The organism is Mucilaginibacter sp. (assembly GCF_041663085.1).
In the GTDB taxonomy this organism is placed as follows: domain Bacteria; phylum Bacteroidota; class Bacteroidia; order Sphingobacteriales; family Sphingobacteriaceae; genus Mucilaginibacter.
On sequence record NZ_JBAZRC010000020.1, the window covers coordinates 1 to 23,291 of the forward strand.

Annotated in this window: 25 protein-coding genes; 21 read left to right on the top strand and 4 right to left on the bottom strand. The window is 42.3% G+C overall.

The window, feature by feature from the left end:
• On the bottom strand, window positions 1–1,885 hold a 1,885-nt coding region (locus WC615_RS06570; protein WP_372977320.1), incomplete at its 3' end, for a sensor histidine kinase.
• A gap of 207 nt (window positions 1,886–2,092) precedes the next feature.
• On the opposite strand from WC615_RS06570, the gene WC615_RS06575 reads away from it, so the two are divergent.
• The 5 genes from WC615_RS06575 (at window position 2,093) to WC615_RS06595 (ending at window position 4,882) form a co-directional block, all read left to right on the top strand.
• Complete coding sequence (locus tag WC615_RS06575; RefSeq protein WP_372977321.1) at window positions 2,093–2,569, top strand: hypothetical protein; 477 nt, start codon at window positions 2,093–2,095, stop codon at window positions 2,567–2,569.
• A gap of 58 nt (window positions 2,570–2,627) precedes the next feature.
• The gene (locus tag WC615_RS06580) at window positions 2,628–3,080 is read left to right on the top strand and encodes a hypothetical protein (protein ID WP_372977322.1); all 453 of its coding nucleotides are present in this window, start codon (window positions 2,628–2,630) and stop codon (window positions 3,078–3,080) included.
• Window positions 3,081–3,183: 103 nt separating this feature from the next.
• Window positions 3,184–3,726 carry a hypothetical protein gene (locus WC615_RS06585; RefSeq protein ID WP_372977323.1) on the top strand — a complete coding sequence of 181 codons (543 nt, stop codon included), beginning with the start codon at window positions 3,184–3,186 and terminating at the stop codon, window positions 3,724–3,726.
• Window positions 3,727–3,750: 24 nt separating this feature from the next.
• Window positions 3,751–4,404, top strand: coding sequence for a hypothetical protein (locus WC615_RS06590; protein ID WP_372977324.1), 654 nt, complete (start codon window positions 3,751–3,753; stop codon window positions 4,402–4,404).
• 136 nt (window positions 4,405–4,540) lie between these two features.
• On the top strand, window positions 4,541–4,882 hold the full coding sequence (locus tag WC615_RS06595) for a hypothetical protein (RefSeq protein ID WP_372977325.1): 342 nt from the start codon (window positions 4,541–4,543) through the stop codon (window positions 4,880–4,882).
• Window positions 4,883–5,099: 217 nt separating this feature from the next.
• Here WC615_RS06595 and WC615_RS06600 read toward each other — a convergent pair whose 3' ends face one another.
• Window positions 5,100–5,177 (bottom strand): hypothetical protein, encoded by a 78-nt coding sequence (locus WC615_RS06600; RefSeq protein ID WP_372977360.1) that lies wholly within the window; start codon window positions 5,175–5,177, stop codon window positions 5,100–5,102.
• A gap of 351 nt (window positions 5,178–5,528) precedes the next feature.
• Here WC615_RS06600 and WC615_RS06605 point away from each other — a divergent pair, with 351 nt between their 5' ends.
• The 5 genes from WC615_RS06605 to WC615_RS06625 all read left to right on the top strand — a co-directional run bounded on the left by WC615_RS06605 (window position 5,529) and on the right by WC615_RS06625 (window position 9,381).
• Window positions 5,529–5,933, top strand: coding sequence for a hypothetical protein (locus WC615_RS06605; protein ID WP_372977326.1), 405 nt, complete (start codon window positions 5,529–5,531; stop codon window positions 5,931–5,933).
• A 432-nt stretch (window positions 5,934–6,365) separates the two neighbouring features.
• Window positions 6,366–7,481: a CehA/McbA family metallohydrolase gene (locus WC615_RS06610; protein ID WP_372977327.1), complete on the top strand. Its 1,116-nt coding sequence runs from the start codon at window positions 6,366–6,368 to the stop codon at window positions 7,479–7,481.
• Window positions 7,482–7,506: 25 nt separating this feature from the next.
• A complete protein-coding gene (locus WC615_RS06615) occupies window positions 7,507–8,133 on the top strand; it encodes a hypothetical protein (protein WP_372977328.1) in 627 nt (208 codons plus the stop codon).
• Window positions 8,130–8,963 carry a hypothetical protein gene (locus tag WC615_RS06620; RefSeq protein WP_372977329.1) on the top strand — a complete coding sequence of 278 codons (834 nt, stop codon included), beginning with the start codon at window positions 8,130–8,132 and terminating at the stop codon, window positions 8,961–8,963. The genes WC615_RS06615 and WC615_RS06620 overlap by 4 nt, the downstream gene beginning before the upstream one ends.
• Window positions 8,964–8,967: 4 nt before the next feature.
• The gene (locus tag WC615_RS06625) at window positions 8,968–9,381 is read left to right on the top strand and encodes a hypothetical protein (protein ID WP_372977330.1); all 414 of its coding nucleotides are present in this window, start codon (window positions 8,968–8,970) and stop codon (window positions 9,379–9,381) included.
• 509 nt (window positions 9,382–9,890) lie between these two features.
• Here the strand turns inward: WC615_RS06625 and WC615_RS06630 are convergent.
• Window positions 9,891–10,487, bottom strand: a complete 597-nt coding sequence (locus WC615_RS06630; RefSeq protein WP_372977331.1) for a hypothetical protein — start codon at window positions 10,485–10,487, stop codon at window positions 9,891–9,893.
• A gap of 310 nt (window positions 10,488–10,797) precedes the next feature.
• Between WC615_RS06630 and WC615_RS06635 the strand changes: the two genes are divergently transcribed.
• Window positions 10,798–12,348, top strand: coding sequence for an IS630 family transposase (locus WC615_RS06635; protein ID WP_372977332.1), 1,551 nt, complete (start codon window positions 10,798–10,800; stop codon window positions 12,346–12,348).
• A gap of 309 nt (window positions 12,349–12,657) precedes the next feature.
• Here WC615_RS06635 and WC615_RS06640 read toward each other — a convergent pair whose 3' ends face one another.
• Window positions 12,658–13,794, bottom strand: coding sequence for an IS110 family transposase (locus tag WC615_RS06640; protein ID WP_372977333.1), 1,137 nt, complete (start codon window positions 13,792–13,794; stop codon window positions 12,658–12,660).
• 82 nt (window positions 13,795–13,876) lie between these two features.
• Between WC615_RS06640 and WC615_RS06645 the strand changes: the two genes are divergently transcribed.
• The 10 genes from WC615_RS06645 to WC615_RS06690 all read left to right on the top strand — a co-directional run bounded on the left by WC615_RS06645 (window position 13,877) and on the right by WC615_RS06690 (window position 23,172).
• A complete protein-coding gene (locus WC615_RS06645; protein WP_372977334.1) occupies window positions 13,877–14,122 on the top strand; it encodes a helix-turn-helix transcriptional regulator in 246 nt (81 codons plus the stop codon).
• 300 nt (window positions 14,123–14,422) lie between these two features.
• On the top strand, window positions 14,423–15,559 hold the full coding sequence (locus tag WC615_RS06650; protein WP_372977335.1) for an acyltransferase family protein: 1,137 nt from the start codon (window positions 14,423–14,425) through the stop codon (window positions 15,557–15,559).
• 513 nt (window positions 15,560–16,072) lie between these two features.
• Entirely contained in the window at window positions 16,073–17,347 is a 1,275-nt protein-coding gene (locus WC615_RS06655; RefSeq protein WP_372977336.1) for a polysaccharide ABC transporter ATP-binding protein, read from the top strand.
• A 6-nt stretch (window positions 17,348–17,353) separates the two neighbouring features.
• The gene (locus WC615_RS06660; RefSeq protein ID WP_372977337.1) at window positions 17,354–18,121 is read left to right on the top strand and encodes an FkbM family methyltransferase; all 768 of its coding nucleotides are present in this window, start codon (window positions 17,354–17,356) and stop codon (window positions 18,119–18,121) included.
• A 1-nt stretch (window position 18,122) separates the two neighbouring features.
• The gene (locus WC615_RS06665) at window positions 18,123–18,812 is read left to right on the top strand and encodes an FkbM family methyltransferase (RefSeq protein ID WP_372977338.1); all 690 of its coding nucleotides are present in this window, start codon (window positions 18,123–18,125) and stop codon (window positions 18,810–18,812) included.
• Between the two features lie 28 nt (window positions 18,813–18,840).
• Window positions 18,841–19,677, top strand: a complete 837-nt coding sequence (locus WC615_RS06670) for an alpha-1,2-fucosyltransferase (protein WP_372977339.1) — start codon at window positions 18,841–18,843, stop codon at window positions 19,675–19,677.
• Window positions 19,662–20,594, top strand: coding sequence for a glycosyltransferase family 2 protein (locus WC615_RS06675; RefSeq protein WP_372977340.1), 933 nt, complete (start codon window positions 19,662–19,664; stop codon window positions 20,592–20,594). Before WC615_RS06670 ends, WC615_RS06675 begins: the two co-directional genes overlap by 16 nt.
• A 13-nt stretch (window positions 20,595–20,607) precedes the next feature.
• Complete coding sequence (locus WC615_RS06680; protein ID WP_372977341.1) at window positions 20,608–21,360, top strand: hypothetical protein; 753 nt, start codon at window positions 20,608–20,610, stop codon at window positions 21,358–21,360.
• Window positions 21,361–21,367: 7 nt separating this feature from the next.
• Window positions 21,368–22,246 (top strand): glycosyltransferase family 2 protein, encoded by an 879-nt coding sequence (locus WC615_RS06685; protein ID WP_372977342.1) that lies wholly within the window; start codon window positions 21,368–21,370, stop codon window positions 22,244–22,246.
• Window positions 22,243–23,172: a glycosyltransferase family 2 protein gene (locus tag WC615_RS06690; protein ID WP_372977343.1), complete on the top strand. Its 930-nt coding sequence runs from the start codon at window positions 22,243–22,245 to the stop codon at window positions 23,170–23,172. The genes WC615_RS06685 and WC615_RS06690 overlap by 4 nt, the downstream gene beginning before the upstream one ends.
• The last annotated feature ends 119 nt before the right edge of the window (window positions 23,173–23,291 follow it).

A 23,291-nucleotide genomic window follows, 5' to 3' on the forward strand; every position in this document is an offset into this window, starting at 1 on the left:
TACCTTTTTTTTGACTTAATATAGCTGTGTCAAAACCGCAGCCATCGTCTTCAAAGGTGATAAAAAAAACATGGTCATTCTGACTGCATTGCAGCATGATACTTGTTGCCCGGGCATGTTTAATGGCATTGGAAATAAGCTCCTGGACAATACGGTAGATGTTTAGTTGTATGTTTAAAGTAATATTTTTTCCGATGCTTAGGGGCTGAAAGTCTATATGCAAACCATCCCGCATGTAAAATTCACACAGGTCTTTCAATGCTGTTTCCAGACCGAACTTCAACAATGTTTCAGGCAACAGGTTACGGGCAATGCGCCTTAGCTCGCTAACAGAGCTATCCAGTTGGCCAATAATCCGGTGAAGGTCTTTATCGGCTGCTGCGCCTGCATTGGTATTTGACCAGCCTGATAATCCAATTTTAACACCGGCCAGCATGCCGCCCAGGCCGTCATGCAGATCGCGGGCAACGCGCTCGCGTTCGTGCTCTTCACCATCCAGCATTGCCTTGGTTACTTTTAATTGCTGTTTTTGCTCAAGGTCACGGAGTTGCTGCTGGTAGTTGATCTCTTTTTGAATCGAAAGCTTCCGGTTATTTTTTGCATTCAGGATCACCAGGGCAAGGGTGATCAACAGTGATAAACAGACTATAACCAGTAACCAATTGTACAAGTGTTCATTCCTGGCCCTTAATGCAGCCTGTTTGTTCTGTGCCTGTAAAGCAGAAATCTTTTGCTGGTTTTGTGCGGTTCGGTATTTGGTCTCCAGTTCGTTGATCTTAACCTGGGTTTGGTCTTTGTTGATACTATCTGTAAGTACCTGATACTTATTTATCCAGGAGTATGCCCCTTTGTAATCATTCAGGTTTTTGCTGGTTTTAGCCAATTCTGCGTAAATTGTCGCTTTGTCGTTAGCGCTTGCAGTAAGCGTGCCGTCCTTAACAATTTCCAGTAAAATTTGCCTTGCCCTGGCATAAGCTTTCTGCTGTACGTATACTTCGTATTTTCTAAAAAAAAACTGCTGATACAATTGTTTCTGATTGTATTTTTTTGCCAAAACAGCTCCCTTGTCAGCGCTTATCAGCGATTTATCGAACGATTTAACGGTAAAGTAGTATAAAGCTTCATTATAGTAATATAGGGTATAATTGACCGATTCGGGGTAGGGGGTTATGATCTCTTTAGCTTTTTCTAACAAGGGCTTCGCCTTTTCCGGTTCATTATCGTAACAATATATACTTACACCGCTTAAGTAAGCAAACAAAAGATTGGTTGAACGCGGGCTTTCGTTTTGCAGCAGCTCGATTGCCCTCTGATTATAGGTCCCCGCCTTATCGAACTGGTAATTGTTCATGAGTACGGTAGAGAGCTGCGTGTAGAAATGTGCAAGCATTACTTTTTCGCCGGCTTTTTCAGCTTCCGGCAAAACTTTTTCAAGTATAATGCGGGTGACAAACTCGTAACCTTTGCTATCCTTATTCATTAAGGCGTAGTTAAACCAGGCTGCTGCGCGCCTTCCATGTGCTTTAGGGGTATGCAGTACCGAAAAAGCTTCTTCGGCCTTTTTAAAAGCTGTAGCCGCTTTAGCCGTGTTCCAGCTGAAATAATATTGCCCTTCGTAAAAAAAAGCTAAAGCGTTGAGGTATGGATCTTTGCCTGCCAGCTGTTGGCCACGGATCAAATACATTTTGCTTTTCACCGTGTCTTTAAAGTTCCAGTATTCAACCAACTGGAAATTGGCATTAGCCTTTGCACTATCAGGGCTGTTTGACCGCAGAACATTTTCCAAACTATCCAGGTGTCGTTTTTCATTTAGCGGCACCTGCTGCTGTGCAAAAGCGCACAGTGCAATAAGCAGGCAAATTGGAATCAGATATATTTTCTTCATTGACTATGTTGCTGGAGAGCCTCAAGCGGCAACTCAACCGCCGATATATCAAATATCTGTCTAAAAAGTTAAAAGTATCATCATATTACCGCCGATGTCTTTAAAATACCTAAAAATCAGTAGAAAAAAACACACAAAAAAAGGGATTTCAAGTGCGGAAGTCAACAAATAGCTTTGCGGTATATCTATAACATTAATCAAATAACTATGAAAAAATCCATTTTTAAAAATTTAATTGCCGTTACTATTTGTGCCGTTTTGTTTGCAGGTTTCTCATCATGCAGCAAAAAAAGCAGCAGCGATCCCACACCCTCAAACGGGCGCAATGCCAAATTTACAGTTACGGTTACCGGCGCCCCAGCATCCGCTTACCTATCCTTTGTAATGGTAGGGTTAACCAACGACCCGAAAGACGCTACTGTTTGGAAGGTAAATGGTGTTGTACAAAACAACGAAAGTTCTGTAAGCCTGAGCAAAAATAACTTTAGCGGAAACACTAAAACCTATGTCATAGAATCCGTTAAGCCATTAACTACGGTTAGCGTGGGTATACAATGTTTAAATGTAGAAGATTCGCCTTATAAAGTTAGCTATAAGGCAGAAATAAACGGTGAAGTTAAAAATGATGAAAAAGACTTTACCGTTACCAAAACGGCAGATTTTACACACGATTATACTTATTAAAATGATGGTTACGGAATTATTGAGTTGAAAACACACATCTACATAAAATCAATAAACTATGAAAAAGATCATGATCATTTGTGCAAGCCTGATATTATTCGGCTTCACGGCTACCAGGGCACAGGCTGTTTTGGATAAAATTGACAGGGCAACCGATAAAGCTGACCGGGCTGGTCATACAGCTGACCGTACAAAAAGTACCGGCGATAAGATCCTGGGCTTTTTTGGCAAAAAGAAGAATAGCTCTTCATCATCAGAAACAAAAACTACCGTTAAATTTAGCGGTGTTGACTTTGCTACCCTGAAAAACATAAACGAAAAGCTACAGGCGGCAAAGGGCATAGAAAGCACCAAGATGAAATTCAGCGGTTCAGGATCCTCGATCACACTATATCATGCGGGCTCTACTTCAGATATCCTCAAAACGCTCCAAAAAGCTTCACCGGAAGTGTTTGCTGAAAAGAATATTGACGGCATGGATGACGGCGAGATATCAATATTATTTAAATAATTAAACAATACCATGGGTGATGCCACCCGAACAATTTATACTGTCTGCTGAAGTGATACCAAGTGCATCAGCAGGCAGTTCTTTTATTCAAATTAACAATATCATGAAAAACATAACATCAAAATTGAAGCTTGCATGCGTTGTTATGATGGCGTTGGCTATGATGAGTTTGTATGGCTGCAAAAGAAACGGAGGAACAGCAACTGGAGACGGAGAGAAATTCTTCACCTGTAAGATCAACGGCAAGTTGCGTGAGTTTAATTACCATGTGAACGCCAATGACAAACCCGCTACAGATACCGTACATTTTGTAGTGGTAGGCGGATGGGAAAAGGAAGATATGATTACCGGATTTGGTATAGATATGCAACTTAAGGAAGGTGCAAAAGAAACAACCTATACCTCCAATGGTACGGGCAACCTGTTGCTTTCCGGGAAATACTATATCCAGGATATGAAGGATGGTAAGATTGTCGGTACAACTGTATATAATGGCGGAGATCTTGATGGCAGTAGCTTTATCTTGACTATTACCAGTTTAACCAAATGGGGCGTTAAGGGGACCTTTTCGGGAAAGCTAAAGCTTCTTGGCGGTGATGATTACGTTACCGTTACTGAAGGGAAATTTTCAGCACCCTACAATTGATCTTTTAGTTTAATCTCTATCATTATGAAAAAATATCTTTTGATCGCCGGGCTGCTTATGCTGTTTAGCGGTCTTTCTATATTACAGGCGGCAGCGCAAAATCTTGATTTTAACGAAGATTTCGCTAAGTGCGAGATCGGCGCAAGCCCGCGCAGCATTAAAACAAGCGGCGCGGCGACGATTGCCCGGCCCCAGGGCCAACAGGGTAAATGGCTGTTACTTCAAGATAACATTACCTGTAAACTTAACAGGCTTGCTTCCCTTCCTAAAAGCTTTACTTTTGAGTTTGACATACTCGCCCAGGCAGAACAAATCAAAGACATGTCGCCAATATCATTCGGTTTTGTGAAAGACAATGCTGCCCGGGAATATATCAGCAACGGCGGCGCTTTTGTTCAGCTGCATTATTATGATGCGGATGCTGTTAACATAGGCAACTATGATTTAAAAAAGGAGGCAAATATCAAGTTTGATCTTTCGGCAACAGCTAATCGTCCACTGCATGTTAAGCTCGTGGTAAGCGGTGATCAAATGGCTGTGTACCTGGATGGCACCAAATTGGCAGACACAATGCTGTTTCAGCCCCAGGCTGCCAGGTATTTTTATATCAGCGGCCCTAATAAATCTGAAAACGGTGCCAGGTTATTTATCAGCAATTTTAAAATTGCAGGTCCGTGATCAATTTCGATACGGCATGAATGTAATGGCTTAAGCTTTGAATCAGAAGATGTACTAAGCTGGGAAATCAATTCTTTTAACATAATTCCATCTATCTACTATCTGAAATGAAAAAGCAATTATTGGGAAAATGAATGTGGATACGACCCTGAAAGCAGGCACCGTTTTTAAGGAGCTGACGTATGGCAGGACCGAAGTAAATGGTTATTACAGCGAGCTGGCTTTAACACAAAAAGAAGTTAAGGGCAGTACGAATCCTGCGGAAATTGAAATCCCAAAAATGTTTACTAGAGTAACTTATTATGATGCTGCTATTTCAAATGGTATTGTAATATTGAAAGGACCAAAGGTTATGTTTTTGAAAATTGTTTATTATAAAAATAAACAGCTTAAGCATTTGAAGGATATAGTCAACGGCAATATTTATCTATCTATTCCTTCAGATGAACACCCGGTAGTTGCCCCTTCATCTCAATAAGCAAAACTGGCAGCATTAACGGGAAGCCCTATTAGCAACCTTATCTGAGCTGGGAAATTTTTTAAATGTCAAAAGAAACCTGGTATAAAGAGCTACGGCAATGTAACAATGCCCTGTTTGGCCAGATGGATAAAAGTTTCTATAACGATACCTACCGCAATAATTTTAATCGTGCGCTGGACGAGTGTTTTTGGATTTTTGACAGAAAGGTTACATGTTATATGGGAGCTCTATATTTCACTTTCTCTGGTGGAACTCCAAACTTCTTGCTGAATGCATTGCTGAAATGCTCCACAGAGGAATAACCCAATTGAAATGCAACAGGCTTTATTGGTGTACCTTAAAAAGTCACCCACAGTTTTAGAGTGAAGAACAAGATTGGTCGCCGGAACTCGTTTGTTCTCGTGATTGATATGGGCTAAACCAGTTATTTCGTCGGTGTCAAAAATCACGAATGTATCTATCTGGCTGCCTTTATGGTCGGTAAAGATCACAGAGGCGTTGGCTTTAAAATGTGTCATTGATATTCCCTTTCCCAAAGTGTGCCACCACAAATATATGCCCCAACAAGGCCTTTAACCCCGATAACATTATCACTGAACGGGCAGCTTAAATTATGATTATTTGGTTAAATTTAATGATGAATATGATGAGAAACTTGGGTTTAATGTTTTTGTTAACTGTAATATTAACCAACAGAAATGCTTACGCGCAAACAAAAGCCGATATAAGGTATGCTAAAAGACTTTTTGAAGGTAATTGGATAAATAAGAAGGCAAAACGGCATTTGAGTATTTCTTTTGATTACAACGATTATGTGCTGATCAACGATTGGCATGGCAAATTCAGCAGCGATAACAATACAATAGATGCCTATAAAGCCTTTATAGAAAAAGAGAAGCTGGTAATGCCCGAAGAGAAGGAGGATTTACATGCACCTTATTGTGAAATATTACGAAAGGGTAATGCCTTGTTGTATCGCTGCAAAGGAATGGGGCCAACAGCTAAAGTATTTATTGATGAGATATGGTTTGTAAGAGAAAAAGAATGACCTGATATTAAAGTCAATATTCATAAATGGCGGCTGGTCTGTTTTTTTGTTGACGAGATGATCTTTTTGTCGAGCCCTCTACTTCAAAGTTGAAATTCATGTAAAAAAGCGACCTTTTGGCTGCTTTGATGTAAGGTTCGTCCTAATCTGGAGAGAGCCGATTATTCCTCAGCTTCAGACACCAAATGATGTCGGTGTTCGGCTCATGAATGTTTTTTCACTTTGCCCCTCTGATTGCTATAGCATATTTATAGGAATATTATAGCTGGCTATAAACCCAAGCAGGTGATTATTTAAAACGTCTATAAACGGATATAAATAGGGTGTTTTCACCCTGTGGAGGTTATTGGTGATTTTGTACAATTGTTTGTAAATAAGACTTTTATACATATCGTTAATTCTTTAAGTTTAAGAAGTTAAAACCTTACCTTCATGATCACGATCCAGCGAATTTTGTTCCTGTGCCTGCTCAGCCTGACCAGCAGCGCACAGACCTATCACTATTACTTCGGTAATATCCACGCACACAGCGCCTATTCGGACGGCAATAAGGACAAAGCGGCCTCGCATGTCGCTACGCCCGCGGATGATTTTCGTTTTGCCAAAAATTCCCAACACTTAGATTTCCTCGGCATTTCCGAACACAACCATAGTCAAGCCGGTATGCAGCTGGCCAATTTCGCTAAAGGGCTCGCTGACGCTGACGCCCAAAACGAGAATGGACGCTTTGTGGCTTTATATGGGATGGAATATGGGGTGATCAGTAACGGCGGGCATGTGGTGATCTACGGCATGAACAAACTGATTGGCTGGGAGCCGGATAACTATGATATTTTGTCCCCGAAATCCGATTATACTTCGCTTTTCCAAATACTGGCGGATCATCCCGGGTCGTTCGCTACGCTGGCCCATCCGGCACCCACTGACTATAACAAGCTGATCACCAGCGAATATAACCCGGTAACGGACAAGGCCGTATGCGGTGTGGCGATCAGCAGCGGGCCTGCTTTCTCCGCAAAAACGGATTACTCCGACCGGCCGCCGATGAGTTACCTTAGCTACTACAAACGCCTGCTGTCGCTGGGTTATATGGTCAGCCCTACCATGGACCACGACAACCACAATACCACTTTCGGCCGGATCTCCCATAACAGGACGGTGGTATTGGCGCAATCGCTTAACCGGGACAGTATCATGGCGGCTTACCGGGCAGGACGTTTTTACGCCTCGGAGGATTGGAATACCGAGGTTGACTTCACGATCAACAGCGTAACCATGGGCGGCTATGTAAAAGGGCAGCAGGTTTTGAATGTCAGGCTGAAGGTGCATGACCCGGATGGAGATGACCGGACCAAATCGATCAGATTACTTTATGGCAAACCCGGCAGCGGCTTGATCCCCAAAGTGATCAAATCGGTGAATAATGCGGAAACCCTGCAGTGGCAGCAAACGCTCAATTCGGGTGATGCCTACTATTATTACGCAGAGATCGTGCAAGCAGACGGCGACCGCATTTATACCGCCCCGATATGGGCCAAATACAACTGAACAAAACCTAAACATCAAATCTGATATGAACCCTCAAATCATTTTCTGGATCGCATTTGCCGTTATCGGGATCTGCGTAGTTTACTTCAGTGTGAAGTACGACATGCTCAAAGAGACCAGCATCCCGGGCCGGCACCCCTACAGCTGGTCACGTGTGCAGCTGGCCTGGTGGACCGTGATCATTTTATCCTCGTTTACCGCCATCCTGTTCTTCCATCAGCAGGCGCCCGCCCTGGGCACATCAACGGTCATTCTGCTGGGCATCAGCGCCGCGACAACAGCCGCCGCCCGGATCATCAGTGTATCGGACAGTAATGACCCCACCGTGCACATCAACATACAGGCGCAGCAGGGCGAAGGTTTTATCCTGGACATCCTATCTGACCAGAACGGGGTCAACATTTCCCGTTTTCAGACGGTCGTTTTCAATTTTGTATTCGGCTGCTGGTTTATTTATGCGGTGCTCAATAACCTGCTGCTACCGCCGGAAGGCAATATCGACGCAATCATGCCCGATATTTCCAACAGTAACCTGGTCCTGCTGGGGTTAAGTTCGGCTACTTATGCCGCGATCAAGGTTTCTGAAAATAAAACGACAGCTGCGCCACCACCGCCGCCGGCAGAAGTTAATGAAGCAAACAACCAAATATGAAAAAGATAAGTTTATATTGCATTTTCCTGCTCCTGACAGGCGGCCTCATCTCCGGCTGTGTTTCCTTTAAGGAAGTCGGGACATTTACCGCCAGCAGCACCAAATCGCTGCAGGATGCCAGGATCACTTACGGGAATTACCAGTACTGCCTGGACACCTGTCTGCTTTCAAAAACGAACTACCGGTACCTGAAAGAACTGGACTGCGACTGCAGCCGCGATTCCTTACGCGACACGGTCATACTGAATGAATTTGCCATTCTTAGCGGCTATTATGCCGCCCTCACCCAATTATCCGGTACCTCCGAGATCGCCTTCGGGCCGCTCGGGAAAAGCCTGGCAAAAGGGGATTACGGCATCTTTAAGATCAGCGAAGACCAGTCCAATTTATTTAACGGACTTTCTACCGCGCTGACCAAACTGGTGACAACGAACTATAAAGACCGGAAGCTGAAACAGTTTATCACTGCCCACAATGATACGGTCAAACTGTGCCTGGAAACCCTGGAAGACCAGTTGACCTTATTGCGTTCGAATATCAATGCTACAGAAACCAAGTTTGACCGGCTGGTCCGCGGCGTGCTCAACAACATGGACACAACCGCTCAACAAACGGGGCAAAAAGTCGCCATCGCTTATATCGTGAACCAGCAGCGGGCAAAATGGCAGCAGGAAAAACTGCACTGCGATAAACTGCTGGCCAGTGTTAAGACCATAGGAAAGGGGCAAACCCTGTTGATCAAAAATGTCCAGGACCTGAAAACGCAATCTTTCAAGCAATCTATCTTAAAGCTTGCCGGAAACATTATTTACTTAGGAAATAAAGAATAAGACCATGCCTGATCAAACACAAAAAGAAAAATTCGCCATGGAAATGGCCGCTATTTTCAACGACGCGCAAGTCAAACTGAATGACTATTTAACCGAAAATGAACCTCAACTCCGGCAGCAAGGTCTATATGATGACCTCGACAAGTTGCTCGGAAAACTGCTTGATCTTTATGATCAATTCTCAGCAGAGGCGGCCAACATCCTGTATGACGGGAGTGAGGCCATATTTAATGGCCTAAAGGACGCTACCAAAGAAGTCAAAGCGGCGGTGAAGCAGATCGATGATATTAACAAAACGATCTCCATCGTGGCAGGTGCCGTATCCCTGGGCCTGGCGGTGCTGTCTGCTGATACCGGCGGAATCAAAGACAGTATCAAGGGGATAATTGAAGCAGCGACAAAAAAATCAGACGATTGACTTGCAGGAAGCGCGGTGATTTTTTTATTCGTTGGTAACGTTTCTTCGTGAGAAGCTACCTCCCTGATAAAGATCGAGACGAGCAACAACCCGGTTTACCGTGAAAGAACACTTTATTCTCCGGAGCCAAACCACTCCAAACAACAAGTTCAAGCAAGCCCGGTTATACTCAAGCGGGCCGGTTTTGAAAATTTTAAATAAGATTCCGGGTCTCATCCCGGGCGCTTGAACGAACAACTCAACTAATCTGCTTGCTCTGACTGGTTTCCGCTATGGTATCGACAAAGGTTTATCCAAATTTATTTGGAACCATCTTTTATCATCAATGGCATGCTCACTTACCTTAACGTTTTTGTCCTTGTATAAAATCTCAAACGGAGATTTCTATTTTGCGCGGATTCAAAAAAATAGTTTTTTTTTGTTTTGAACAATGAAATCTTAAACCAACAAAGTTGAGCTCCCTCGTCCTATACATTTAGCAACGGGATGAGAACGAAGTTCATATTGCGTTAAGACCCGAATCCTTTTAAGAGTTCGGCTTTTACGATTATCATATCATTGAGCATCTTCCCATAAACATCTTCATAGTGCGACGACATCTCATATATTCTTTCATTATGCAGCTTGTAAAGATCGCTTTGCTCTTCAGGGATGGTGTGCTTGATTTGTTCTGTCAGATCTAATACTGCTAAATAAAGCTCTTTAGACTTTGAGTTAGAAGCGATAACCTGTTCATTATTAAATGATATCCCGAAATATAAACCAGCAAGATTATATTTCCAGTTCTCCGCATCCAACTTGTCCATGTAAGCATTTAACTTCGTTATTTCTTGGTTAAGGAAGTCTAAACTTTTTTCGCTTCTGGAATTGTTGTAGTTTTTCCAGTAGCCAATGTTCTTTTTAACAATAGCCATCTTCTCACCGGTAACAAAATAAAAGTTCTCAGCTATATCAACTTGCTTGTTCCTAAATGTGCTTTTTACCTCTGCTTTCCATTTCCTTCTATCACCTACATAGGAGAACAGGCCATTTAATCCTTGGGTCAACAATGCCCCTAACAACCCTGAAAAGGCACTTACCTGTAATAACATGTTATTGCTTTCCATACTTTCTGATTATAGAATTATTTTTTGTAACCAATCATTACTTCAAAAATATGAAAAACTATTTTTGATTGCTATTTATTTTAGCATTGATTAAGGCGGAATTGAAAATTATCTCCGGGTAATAGCTGAAGCATATCGTTTATATCATCCTGAATTAGCGTCTTTTATATTTGATACGATGGCTAAGGGTTATCGCTAAGATAGGACCTGAATCGTTTGGGAATCTTGAATTTGGTGAAACACCTTCTGCATTACTGTGTTAAATCAATGATGAAATAAAGGAATTTAGTAAGCTCTTACTATAAAAGTTATGTTCCGACACAATATTCCCAAAGTCACCGTCAACCAACTGCGACGGCTATTCATAGCAAATGCGAAATTTAACAAAGTAGCGGCGGCACGTGATTTGGGCATAGCCAGGTTCACGGTAAAGCGATACGTGAGTGAATTTGAAGCTATCAAAGAGCAATTCCCTGAAAAGTTACGTGATTTTAATTTTTTCATGCCGGTAGTAATACCTGGCAGACCGCGTAAAGAGCTGTATAAGGAATTACTAGAAATGCTGCCTGATTTAATTATGAAGCAACAAGGGCCAAAGTTAAAGGCCGCTCAAATTTGGCAGGAATATAAAAAGAAGTGTCCGGACGGCTATTCCTACAGCCCCTTTAAAGATTATTTTTTCAGGTGGTGTAATGACCATGATATATCTCTTATATCCGTAAAAAGAATTGAAAACTTTCCTGAGGAGGACTTGGATACCTTGAAAAAATGGAGGGCATCCAATGATCATCAACATTGGCAGATTGCTGTGGTGCTGGACGCAGCGAACACCCGAAAGTCGTTACTAAAAACGGGGCAAAAAGTAGATTGCTGCTTTAGAACAATATTAAGATGGTTAGATATTTATAAGCGCCATGGTCTTAAAGGTTTCGAGCGTTCTTATAACGTAAATGAAGTGATTGTAAAAAGTGTAAAAGAAAAAATGGATAATTTAATCCATCTGATAGCGCAAAGCCCTAAAAACTTCGGGCTTCAACGCGTTTCCTGGACGACCGTTGATCTGGCAGCGGTATACACACAGGAATATGGTTGCAAAATGTCCCAGGCTTCCGTATCTAAGTACCTGATCAAACAGGGTATACGATTCAGGAGGGCCAGGGAGGTGCTCACAAGCCCGGACCCGCTGTTCAAAGAAAAGTTCCTGGCGATACAAACAATCCTCGAAAATCTAACAGCAAAAGAAAAGTTTTTTTCTATCGACGAATACGGGCCGGCTGCTGTCAAACCAAAAGGAGGGAGAGCGATTTCTTTAAAGGGAACCAGACCATGGTTCCCAACAGTTAAGAAAAGCAGGGGATGTTTTGTGATGACTGCGGCACTTGAATTATCCGAAAACCAAGTCACGCACTTTTATTCGCCAAAAAAAGATACAGGTGAAATGATCAAACTGATCGATCTGCTTATCGAACGTTATAGGGACCAAGATAAGTTGTATTTATCTTGGGATGCCGCCAGCTGGCACGCTTCGAAAGCCTTACTCGCTTATGTCAATCAGATAAATACAGATGTATATCGCCTCGAGCACAGAACCCCGCTTATCGGCATCGCCCCCCTTCCTTCCTGTGCACAATTTTTGAATGTTATAGAATCGGTTTTTAGTGGCATGTCCAAATCTGTTATCCACAACAGCGATTACGATTCTTTAGACGATTGTAAAAAAGCTATCGATCAATATTTTGATAAGCGTAATCAATTTTATAAAAAGTACCCAAAAAAAGCAGGGAACATCATATGGGGAAAGGAGAGGGTGAAGCCTGTATTCGATAAGGGCAATATTTGCAAATATCCCAGTGGTAGATAATATTCAAACAAATAATGCCAGCCGACACAAATGGCATTGGAAATGATCGATGACATAAATAATAATCTGGCCTTCGCTTATTGTAAGTAGTTTGACGGAAATGTATGGCTTGTTGCCAGGAAATAAGGCAGAAGCAGGCATTCAATTATACGGGTCATTAGCCCTAGGCTCTTTGTGCCAAACTTCTGCCGGTATTTTATCTTGACGTTTGAATCAATAAACAGCAGCGGCCATTCAAAAAAATAGGTCGTTAGCCTGGGAACTCGGAGGGCCTGCTGCTGTTTTATTCAAATCAAAGGGTCATAGCCTTTAGCACAGGGGTTTTCCTGGTGTTCTAGAGGCAAATTTAGTTTGATTTCTTAGCGGTACACGCGCCTCAGTTAAATGGGGCGGGTTGCCAGGATCGTCTTGCAGGAATGCCTGGAAGGCTGCTGCACTAGAATATAACCTGTCATGTTTTATACAGGAAAAAATGCGCCGGATGATTTTATTTCTGATTGCGTTTATGATGGTAAGTGGTTGTTTGCCTTCTGCACAGCGCCTTTGATAGTAGTCATAAAATTCCCCTTGACGCCTAATGGCCCCTACCGCGCAAATGTGTATTAATCTTTTGATCTTTCTGTTTCCTATTTTTGAGATACGCCCCTGCGCTTTGCCCGTCATTACACCGGATTCTTGTTTAAAAGGGGCAATGCCCGCGTAGCAAGCGAACTTTCGGGGGTTATTGATGTCTATAAATTCATTTGTGGATATAATGATTTGAACTGCGGTAACAGGACCAACGTACGGAACAGAACAAATGATTTTGAAATACCGGCTTAATACGGGGTCTGAATGAACAATATTTAAAATGGACCTTTCAAGTAAATTTAAGTCATTTACTATACTACTCAAACTATTTTCACAGCACCCGACAACCTGATTGTGCAAAGTGCGGTCAATATATCCTCGTTGGTCTTTAAGCGGCACCTTAATCATGCCGAGTATATTCATCATCCGTGCGCGGACGGTAGATAATGCCGCCAAATGACTGACTATTTTCCGTCTTGGTTCCCAGAATTGAAGCTCATCATGGTACCGGAATGCATAATTGGCAATCCGGATCGCATCCAGGCGATCGCTTTTATCCCGTATCAATCCCAATGAATTTTTGATATGCGCGGGATTACCTAAGTGAATGTTCGTTTTCAATTTACGAAGCACGTTTAGCACGTGATTGACGTAATAACCTGAGTCTTCCATGCAGAATACTGCTTTAATCATGCGGAATTTTTCCAGCTTTTTGATTTCTGTGACAAATTCTAAAATTGCGGCGTTATCGTTGACGATTGCTCTGTGAAAAAGTATATGGTCTCTATTCCGAACAGCAAAGTCTAGTTTATTCCGTGACACATCAATGCCGATGAAATAAGTTAGTTTTCTTTTACGGGTTTTGTCTGCGGTCATGATTAAATAACAGCGACAAATATAAAAATACATACATATATATAGGTATGTATGTAGTGAAAAAATATTTTATTGCTGGCTTATGTCCGGAACAAAGTCTCCTATTGATATTTATGTAGTCGCTAAGGTAAGGGAGATGCGGCTAAAAGCCGGCTATTCCCAAGTTGCCCTTGCCGTTCAATTGGAGCTATCGCCGGGTTTTATTGGACACGTCGAAAGTTTTAAGAGTAATGCGAGTTACAATTTAAGACATTTGAATAAGCTCGCAGCTATCTTTAAATGTTCGCCAAAAGACTTTTTTCCGGATGAATATCTTGATGGCAAGTAAACGACATTCAACTTTATCATACCCATCAACTGCCTGCTTAAATAGTTTTGCTGGTAATCCATAAGCGACCACCTGTAGTTCCGCGTTTATTTCGGTATCGACCTCCTCTTTTTCAACGGTATCATAAATACCTGGTCATTCTCAACTTAGAAACTTAAAACGGGCAATGGCTACTGGAGTCACCACACCTATCTGTGGATTATTGTATGATATATGGAAATCAGTAACGAATCAGATGGAAGTATTCTTCAGAATGTCTTGTTGGTTTTATATGCTACTTTTATATAAACAACCAATAAGGTGAATTATATAAAAACAACGTATCATAAAATTTTATACGGTACCATCAGGATGCCCGAAACGCTGCAAGGAAATTATTATCCTGTTATGGACGGTATGCGCGGCATGGCGATATTAATGGTATTACTGGCTCATTTAGGGTTAAACCGGTACTTATGGAAGTTTAAATTTTACCTGGTCAGCAATACAGGTGTCAGCATGTTTTTTGTGATTAGTGGCTTTTTGATCACTACACTGCTTTTTAAAGAACTGCTTCGAACGGGTGAAATCTCATTGAAACGATTTTACATCAGGCGTGCGCTGCGGATCTTACCGGTGGCCTATTTATTTCTGCTGGTCCTTATTGTACTTAACCATGTATATAGTTTGCATATAAAAGGTGCCGATTTTATGGCCTCTTTTTTATTTTACAAAAACTTGCCCATGCCAAACGAGCCATACACGGCTCACTTTTGGTCGCTTGCGGTTGAAGGACAGTTTTATTTAACTTTTCCCTTTTTGATGGCGGTCAATCCCAACCGCTACATTGCTGCGGCAATAGGTATAGCTGTTATCGTGCCGGCGATAGTAATATTTAACCATCTTGGACTGGGCGTGCTGCATAATAATACAGTGGGTATAGTTTTATCGAAGTTTTGTAAGTATGCGTTTTGGAAGGGGCCTGTGATGATATTAACAGGGTCTGTATTCGCCATACTGATGTTCAAGGGGGTCTTGAAACCTGAAAAACTTAGGGTCAATTTTTTTACGAGTTTTATACTATGGTTATTAGGTATAGAGATCACCGCTGTAAACTTTCCTTTTTATACGAAATATGTATCGGAATATATATCCGTATTACTTATATCCGCATCGGTGACGTTAAGTATTGGCCGTGAAAGTTTTTTATCTTGCCTGTTAAATAATGCCATATTAAGGCGGATAGGGGTCCTTTCGTATAGCATTTATATCTGGCAGGAATTATTTATTGGTACATGGCAGCCATGGCTTCACCCGCTTGCCGGTAACCCTGAATGGTTAATAATGATCATCAAGCTGCTGGCGATTGCAGCTAGTGTAACAATGTCTTATTTACTTGAATCTGTATTTTTGAATATCAAAGACAGGTATAAATACAACAACCGGACTATCAGTTAAAAAAGCATTTTCGATTGAAATGTCATTGATTAAGGTTTTACCCTGATGCCTGAAGGCATTAAGGCGTCGTTTCGTTCTCCGCCGGTGGCCTGCACAACTGTGATTTTATATCAGGCGATATGCTGTTTTCTGCTCGCTTAGGAGATTGCCAGGTTGATAGAAATCCACCAGAAATCTCAGCAAAAGGTTCGAACATCATTACCATTAAAGAGAACTTGACCGAACGGCCTGGCCCCGCCCTAGCACGCCTGTATTTGCCAAAATGTACTTCGTTAACATAAAGTCAGCTAGGTGTCGAAGTCAACTGTCTAGTGGTTCTGCACGCAATTGTTGTGCTCAAAAGTTCTCTAAAACATCTTTACATTGTTAGAAAATTACTTTTATCTTAGGCGAACAGGAGAATTTTTCGGTTTATCAGTGCCGTCAATTTACTTTTTTTGTATTAATCAAGGAATCAATAAGTTGCTTTTGTAAAATGTGACTTACGGGGCGAAGCTGTGCCATGAAAAATGTATGAGTAAGGCAATAAAAGTTGAAAATCTTTCTAAAGTGTATCACTTAGGAAATTATGGTACGGGTACGATTTCCCGTGACCTCGAACGTTTTTGGGCGCGGCTGCGTGGTAAAGATGATCCCTTTCTCAAAATAGGAGAAGTAAATGATCGCAGCATTAAAGGGAAAAGCGATGTCGTTTTGAGTTTAAGGGATGTCAATTTCGAAATTGAACAGGGAGATGCGGTGGGTATAATAGGCCGTAACGGCGCTGGAAAAAGCACCTTGTTAAAAATATTGAGCCGGGTAACCTCACCAACCGCCGGAACTGTAAAGCTTAAGGGCAGGATAGCCAGCTTACTTGAAGTTGGTACAGGTTTTCATCCGGAGCTGAGCGGCCGTGAAAATATTTATTTGAATGGTGCGATGCTCGGTATGCGCAAATCCGAGATCAAGCTTAAATTTGATGAAATTGTAAGTTTCTCGGGTGTAGAAAGATATATTGATACGCCTGTGAAGCGTTATTCATCTGGTATGTATGTACGGCTCGCATTCGCGGTCGCCGCCCACCTTGAAAGTGAGGTACTGATCATAGACGAAGTATTGGCCGTAGGCGACGCTGAATTCCAAAAAAAGTGTCTCGGTAAAATGGGCGATGTCAGCAGTAGCGAAGGCAGGACTGTACTTTTCGTCAGTCACAACATGGCAGCAGTGCAAAAGTTGTGCAGCAGCGCCATTTTACTTCATAACGGCACTGTAAACGCCATTGGTAATTCTAATTCAATTATCAGTTCTTATTTAACCAACTCATCATTGAATGAGTCGGTTTATGAGTTAGCCGGCCCGGAAGAAGTTTTCGGTTTGCCGGGTTTCGTATATAAACTGCAAATAGAAGATACCGGTTCGAAGATCATCAACGAGGTAACAGTTGGGCAGGCCTGGCAGGTAAGGGTCTTCCTCGAAATAAAGGAACCCATCCGGCACTTCATCATTGGCTTAGGGCTGACAAATTCCGCGGAGATCAATTTGCGGACAACGTGGACCGAGGAGACAGATATTAGCAGGGGCTATTATGAGGTTTTATTCATTGAAGATCAATTGACATTCTCCGCCGGGACTTATAACCTAATCCTCGGGTTGTCTTCATATGAGAAAACATTCCAGTACATTGATAATGCTGTATCATTTACCATCTCTCAGATTGCCCACGAGAGTCTTGATAAGAGGATAATCCGGATAAATGATGCCGGAGTGATCGTCAACCAAATGTCAGTCAAATTTTTAAAAAGTGAATAAGCGCGTATGTATGATCGCCGTAAAATAATAAATGCGGATCTGCCGATCAAAAAAGAGCTGCTTGATTTTTTTAAAAAAAATGAAAATCTGGCAATCTTTGATATCGGTAGTTGTGAAGGTGAGGACGCCATCAGGTATTCCATGCTTTTTCCCAATGCGTCCATTTTCGCATTTGAACCTTTACCGGGCAATCAGCAGCTCATCCTTGATAATATCAGCCGGTACCAGGCGACCAATATCCGCCTGTTTAAAATGGCCCTTTCCAAAACAAATGGATCCCGGGAGCTATTTGTATCATCCGGCCACCCTGATGATATAGATCCCTCTGAAAACTGGGATTTCGGGAATAAATCCAGTTCCCTGCTACCACCAAAAGCGGTTCTTAATGCAGTCAAATGGCTCAAATTCGACACGAAGATAACAGTTGAAACGACCACCTTGCAAAACGTATTTATCGAACAGCGGCTGGAAATAATTGATTTTATTCATATGGATGTTCAGGGGGCGGAACTTGATGTGCTGATTGGCGCCGAAATCTACATCCAAAAAATAAAGATGATCTGGCTGGAAATTTCTGAAACAGCGCTTTACAAAGATCAGCCACTTAGGCAAGACATTGAAAAATTCATGGAAACACATTCTTTTAAATTATTAAAAAGTCAGGTAGAAAACGGTGTGGGGGATCAGCTTTATATGAACAACCGTTATTTCAAGGAATATTCTTTTCTTGGAATAAAGAAATATAAACGAATAGAAAAAATAACATTTAAATAAGATGATGTTTTCAAAAGCAAAACATTGGATGAAAACCTCATTTTCACAATCTGGAGAAGACCTGATCGTGAAGTTTTTATTTGATGAACTACAGATCAAAAATCCTTCCTATATTGATATTGGCGCACATCATCCATATTATTTGAGCAATACAGCACTTTTTTATCAAGCGGGCAGCCGGGGAATTAATATTGAACCAGATCCTCAGCTGTTCAAACGCTTTACTAAATACCGGAAGAAAGACATTAATTTAAACATTGGTGTTGGCGAAACGGAAGGAGAAGCTGATTTTTACCTGATATCTTCGCCGACATTAAATACTTTTTCCAGGCAGGAAGCTGAAAATTACAGACACGAAGGTGATTATCAAATTACAGCGGTTGTTAAAACGCAACTAAATTCACTCCATCATATCATCGAAACCATCAACCATGGCGTGTTTCCGCATTTCTTGAATTTAGATGCTGAAGGCATAGATGAGTTGATCATTAAATCGATAGATTATTCAGTAAAATACCCGATTGTGATGTGTGTTGAGACGATCTCCTTTTCTACGTCGCGTAAAGGAATCAAAAATAAGCCATTAATAGATTTTATTTTGGATCGCGGCTACCTTGTTTACGCGGATACGTACATCAATACAATTTTTGTAAAGAAGGATATCTGGGAGAAGTTACCTCGTGGTCATTAGCAAGTTACAGGGTGGCTTAGGAAACCAAATGTTCCAGTACGCTTTCGCCCGCGCTCTGTCGCCGGACAGAATGGTTTTGTTAGACCTTTCTTTTTTGGAAGGTAATAATATCTCGACAGCAAGTTTCACGAGCCGGACGTACAGACTCGGAATTTTTAATAATATAAATGCCCAGCGTTTTACCGGTTTTCAAAACAGGGTGGTTAACAGGGGGGGGCTTTACTATCGCCTGTTAAAAAAAATGATTTATCCCGGCATCAAAAACATTAATGATCAAAATGCCGCTCTGCATCAGATAAGTGAGTTCAAAAATGATCAGGTACTCTATGCGGACGGATATTTTCAAAATGAAAAGTATTTTGGACATATCCGCGCCTTGTTGTTGCATGAATTCAGGTTGCCTGACGTGAACGGTAAAAGCGCCCGGCTCATGGACGATATCAAAGCTTGCAATAATGCGGTAGCTGTACATGTGAGACGTGGCGATTATTTAAAGCCTGGGGTTTCAGCATATCATGGCGTTTTACCGCTGGCCTATTATAAGAATGCGGTCGCGCTTATCGAAAGATCGGTGGCAGGAGCTCACTACTTCATTTTTTCTGACGATATGGATTGGTGCGTGAAAAATATGACCTTTCTAACAAAAGCCACTTTTACCAACACTGACGGGATCGATTGGGCCGATCTTGCCCTGATGAGCAGTTGCCGCCACCAGGTCATCGCGAACAGCTCATATAGCTGGTGGGCCGCCTGGTTGAACCAGCGTACTGATAAGATGGTAATAGCCCCGGAAAAATGGTTCGCAGATAAACAATCAATGGAACTTGCGGGTGATATTGTGCCGGATCAATGGATAAGGATCTGACAATGGGATCTGAATTGATCAGTATAATCATGCCGGCTTATAACGCCTCGGCATTTATCAAGGCTGCTATTTCATCCGTACAGCGCCAAGGATACAAAAACTGGGAACTCATCGTCGTTGATGACGGATCAACAGACCATACCGCGTCAATCGTAAAGGAGTTACAACAAGATGATAGCAGGATCATTTACTATAGACAAAGTAATCAACGGCTCGGGGCAGCTAGGAATAGTGGCTTCAGGCTTGCCAGAGGGGCATGGATAGCATTTCTGGATGCTGATGACCTTTGGATGGAGGACAAGCTGGAGGCGCAGATACAATCAATACGTGCTCAAAATGGCAATATTGATGTGATTTTTACGGCTGGTTATTACCTGCGGCAGGATAAGTGCGAACTGGCGCCTTATAATTCTTTACGCGGTCTTTACACGGGAAAGGAGCTGTATAAAGTTCTGTTAAAACATAATCACATCCCGGTTCTTTCGGTATTGATAAAGCGTACCTTTTGCAAAATGGTAGGTTGGCAGGATACTTTGCCGGTGGTATTTGGCAACGAAGATTGGGATTATTGGCTAAGGGCCTGCAAAGCAAATGGCACATTCTTAGGCATGGAAGACAGGTTTTTTAAGTACCGCGTTCATGATAACGGCATGTCCGCGAAAGCAGCAGCGATGAGTACCGGGGCCTGTTATGTGGTTTGTAAAAACTATGATAAGGCAATGCTGTGCCCTGAAGATCAAACCTATCATCAAACAAAAATCCTGAAGCTTTTTCCTTTTATCGCAAAAAGGGCTTTCAAAACAACAGCACAGACCGGTAGGATGGCCCTGCTGCTGATCAGGATGATTATGGTCACTTTACCACTTCTATTAAAACCAAGAACCATTTTCCGGGCATTCCGCACGGAAAATGGCTAGTTTTTATTAAGTAATGAATCCCGTAAAAAAGAACTATATCGCGTACAGTCTTTGGGGAAGCAATGAACTTTATACCATCGGCATGTTAAAGAACATAGAACAGGCGAGAGGTCTTTATCCCGGTTGGCAGGTGATTGTTTATTACGATGACACGGTACCTGTGAAATTGTTAAATGAAATTAACGCTGCTGGTGCAGTTACTATTAACATGACGGGGGGGATTTATGGCATGTTCTGGCGTTTTTTGGCTGCTGACCTGGCCGACTGCGGCAGGGTTATCTTTCGTGACAGCGATTCGAGGTTGTCGGAAAGGGAGTGCCTTGCAGTCAATGAATGGATAGCCGGTGACCGCGCGATTCATATTATGCGCGATCACCCGTATCATCTTGACCCGGTAGGAAATATCCCCCATCATATCCTGGGAGGGATGTGGGGCATAAAAGGCGGAATTGTCAGCATGAGAGAGATGATCGATAATTACGACGCGAAACAAGCTCTTGTCTATGGCAGCGACCAGGTGTTTTTGAATCAGATCTATCGTCGTTTTCAAAATTCGGCAACCATACATGACGAATTTTTTTCCGGATCGCCTTTTCCGGTAAAGAGAAAAGGTTATCGGTTCATTGGAGAAAGGGTTGATGTCAATGAACAGCCAATTGGAAACGACTGGCGGGTGATAAAAGCATTTGATGAAAAAAATAAGTTGTCAGCTATCCTGATCAGGAAGGTTAAACATTTCCTGAGAAGTTTTTTAAGTAAATTTTAAAAGCGAAATGTACTTTCCAAAAATATCAGTGATCACCCCTTCGTTTAACCAGGGGGCATTCATTGAACAAACCATACTATCTGTGATCGGGCAGCAATATACTGACCTTGAATACATCATTGTTGATGGGGGCAGCACCGACAACACATTGGATATTATCAGGAAATATGATCAACATATCAGTTTTTGGGTAAGTGAGGCGGATTCCGGCCAAAGCCATGCGATAAATAAAGGGTTTGCCCGTGCCAGCGGAGATATTTTGTGTTGGCTCAATTCAGACGATTATTATTTGCCGGGTACGTTGTTGGACATCAGCAACAGGATATCCGTAACCGATGCAGCGTTGTTGTATGGGAATTGTATCCATTTGAATGAGAAGGACAATCAAATGTTCGGAAGTTTTTTTGATCCTTTAAAAAACTGGGATATCGAACATGGGGATTTTATCATACAGCCCAGTAGCTTTTGGACAAAAAAAGCGTTTGCACTGGCCGGGCCTCTTCGTGAAGACCTGCATTTCGGCTTTGACTGGGAATGGTACGCGCGCGCGAGATCAAAAGGGGTTAATTTTGTTCCTTCCGAAAAATATTATTCCGTATACCGGATCCACGGCGGACAAAAATCAAATGATAATAACATACAGCGCTTCGTCGAACTGAACGGCATAGAACGAGCTTTGAACCCGGACAAGTTTTTATGGATCGATGAATATCTAAAAAAGCATCTTGGCAGCATCCGTTTTTTATATTACATTACCGGTAACGCTTTTTTAACCCCGTTAAGATATAGGCTTTTATCAATGGTACACCCCGAATTACTTCGGCGGATGGATCATATAACGCTAAAAAAATACATTCATTCTTTCATAACTAAGATACCTGGATGAACCTTCCCGATCTAAAGGAATACCGTAACCATTTTATAGCGAAGGGCGTCCAGTTACCGTTGCCGGTCGTAGCACCTGGCGGGCAGGGGATGCTTGAACGATTGCCCCGGCCGCCGGACGGTAAGACCGGCTGGCCGTGGGACCAACAGGCCGATCCGGAAATTTACGATGATCAAATAGCCTGGCCCCGTTTAACTATTGTTACGCCCTCGTATAATCAGGGAGACTTTTTAGAACAAACCATCAGGTCCGTCTTGCTCCAGAATTACCCCAACCTGGAATATATTTTGATGGACGGTGGTAGTACGGACCATTCCAGTGGGATCATCGAAAAGTACGCCCCGCATCTTAGTTACTACCAAAGTGAGAAAGATACGGGTCAAAGCAATGCGATCAACAGGGGCTTCAGTCTTTCATCGGGTGACTACCACGCCTGGATCAACAGCGATGATTTCTATCTGAAAGGCGTTTTTAACAAAGTCATACGCAGGTTTACCAATAGCGGGGTTGATTTTATATACGGGTACGGCAACGGGTATGATGTGGCTTCGGGCGACACGACGACGGTACGGGTAATGCCGTTTATTGACTATTTTATTAAGATACCCACCCTTGTTCAGCCTTCTACATTTTGGAGCTCCGGGATCCATGAGCCGGTTTGGGAGGACCTGCATTGCGCCCTGGATTTTGAACTTTGGCTCCGGCTGGTAAAAGGGCACAGGAGGGCGCTGATCAAAGAGCCGCTTTCTGTAGCGAACATACATGATCAGGCTAAGACCCATTCTGCAAACATGAAAGTGAAATGGGAAGAAGACCACCACAAAATATGGTCGCACGATGCACACGGTCCGGTACCTGAATGGAAAAGGATCGTATTCCTGAACAGGATCAGGATCAAATTGTATAAAATATTTAAGCTCTTGTAAGCGCCATATGCTTTTTAACTCGCTGTTATTCCTGGTGTTTTTTGTAATCGTAACCATTACCTATTACTTGCTGCCTCATAAATTCAGGTGGATGTGGTTGTTAGCAGCGAGCTGCTATT